Genomic DNA, 2,132 nt, shown 5'->3' with positions numbered 1-2,132 from the left:
GTGAAAGATACCCCGCGCATCGCGCGCTTCGGCCCCGCGCTGCCCCCCGCCACCTTCGCGGGCTTCGCCATGGCGGCGCTGGCCATCCTCGTCATCGCGTTGCTGTCCTACCGCATGCTCCAGACGCGCACGGCGGCCGCCACGCTGGTGACGCACACGCTGGAGGTGGTGGAGAAGCTGGAGGGCCTGCTGTCCACGCTCAAGGACGCGGAGACGGGCCAGCGCGGCTTCCTGCTCACCGGCGCCCAGAGCTACCTGGACCCCTACGTCCGCGCGAAGAAGTCCCTGCCCGGGCAGCTTGCGCGCCTGAAGGAACTCACCGCCGACAACCCCGCGCAGCAGCAGCGGCTGACACAGCTGGAGGACGCCGTCACCGACAAGCTGACGGAGCTGCAACAGACCATCGATCTGCAACTGCGAGGCGACAGCCAGGAGGCCCTCGCCATCGTGAAGGAGGACCGGGGCATCGCCGTGATGCAGTCCATCCGCGCCACCATCGAGGAGATGGAGATCGACGAGCGCAAGCTGCTCGCCGACCGCACCGCGGGCTTCCAGTCCTCCGCCAACCTGTCCCTGCTCGTCACGTGGGCCGGCTCCGCGCTGCTGCTCTTCCTCATCGGCATGTCGGGCTTCATCGCGGCGCGCGACTTCCGCGCCCGGAGCATCGAGGCCTGGCTCCAGGCGGGCCAGAACGCCCTCGCCCTGCGCATGCAAGGTGAACAGCGCCTGGAGCAGTTGGGCGACAACGTGCTGCGCGTCCTCACCGACACGCTGGACGCCCAGGTGGGCGCCCTCTACCTCGCGGACGCGACGAACCGCTTCCGCCGCGTCGCCGGCTACGCGCTGCCCCCCGACTTCGATACCAAGGGGGACCTGCTGCGCGCCGGTGACGGACTCGTCGGACAGGCCGTCAAGGACGGCCGGGCCTTCCACCTGCGCGACGTGCCGGAGGGCTACCTGCCCGTCTCCTCCAGCCTGGGCCAGGGCGTGTCGCGCCATGTCCTCATCGCCCCCGCGAAGGCGGACGGACAAGTCAACGCGGTGGTGGAGCTGGGCTTCCTGCACCCGGTGCACCCGTCGGACCTGGAGCTGCTCCAGCGCGTGTCCGAATCCATTGGCGTCGCGGTGCGCGCGTCGCACGACCGCACCCGCCTGGAACAGCTCCTGGAAGAGACGCGCCGCCAGGCCGAGGAGCTGCAAGCCCAGCAGGAGGAGCTGCGCGTCTCCAACGAGGAGATTGAGGAGCAGAGCCGCGTCCTCAAGGAGTCCCAGACGCGGCTGATGACCCAGCAGGTGGAGCTGGAGCAGACCAACGCCCAGTTGGAGGAACAGGCGAGCCTGCTGGAGACGCAGCGCGACGACCTGGCCCTGGCGCAGGTGACGCTCACCGACAAGGCCGCGGAGCTGGAGCGCACCAACCGCTACAAGTCCGAGTTCCTGGCGAACATGAGCCACGAGCTGCGCACGCCGCTCAACAGCTCGCTCATCCTCGCGAAGCTCCTGGAGGACAACAAGGAAGGCAACCTCACCGCCGAACAGGTGAAGTTCGCGCAGACCATCGGCGCCGCGGGCAACGACCTGCTGGCCCTCATCAACGACATCCTGGACCTGTCGCGCATCGAGGCGGGCAAGGTGGAGGTGCAGCCGGAGCCCGTGCCCCTCCAGCGCTTCGTGGAAGGGCTGGGCCTCACCTTCCAGCCCGTCGCGCGGCAGAAGGGCGTGCGCTTCCTGGTCACCGTCGCGCCGGACGTGCCCTCCTCCCTGGAGACGGATCCGCAGCGGCTGGGGCAGGTGCTCAAGAACCTGCTCTCCAACGCCTTCAAGTTCACCGCCCAGGGAGAGGTGGCCCTCACCGTCTCCACCGCGGGCGAGGGGCACGTGCGCTTCGCCGTGCGCGACTCCGGCATCGGCATCCCCCTGGAGCTGCAGGGCGTCATCTTCGAGGCGTTCCGTCAGGCCGACGGCAGCACCCACCGCAAGTACGGCGGCACCGGCCTGGGCCTGTCCATCTCCCGCGACCTGGCGCGCCTGCTGGGCGGCGACGTCACCGTGAACAGCACGGCGGGAGAGGGCAGCACCTTCACCGTCACCCTGCCCCTGCGCGCGGGCAGCGCGGCCCCACCGCGAGAGCC

At 69.9% G+C, this 2,132-nt stretch carries 1 protein-coding gene; it reads left to right on the top strand.

The window, feature by feature from the left end:
- Nucleotides 1-2,132, top strand: a 2,132-nt coding sequence (locus D7Y13_RS41050) for a CHASE3 domain-containing protein (protein ID WP_341870476.1), incomplete at both ends; no start/stop codon positions are given.

The sequence above is a fragment of the Corallococcus praedator genome, assembly GCF_003612125.1.
Taxonomy (GTDB): Bacteria; Myxococcota; Myxococcia; order Myxococcales; family Myxococcaceae; genus Corallococcus; species Corallococcus praedator.
Note: the sequence above shows the minus strand (reverse complement) of the source record. Positions and strands in the feature narration are given on the sequence as shown.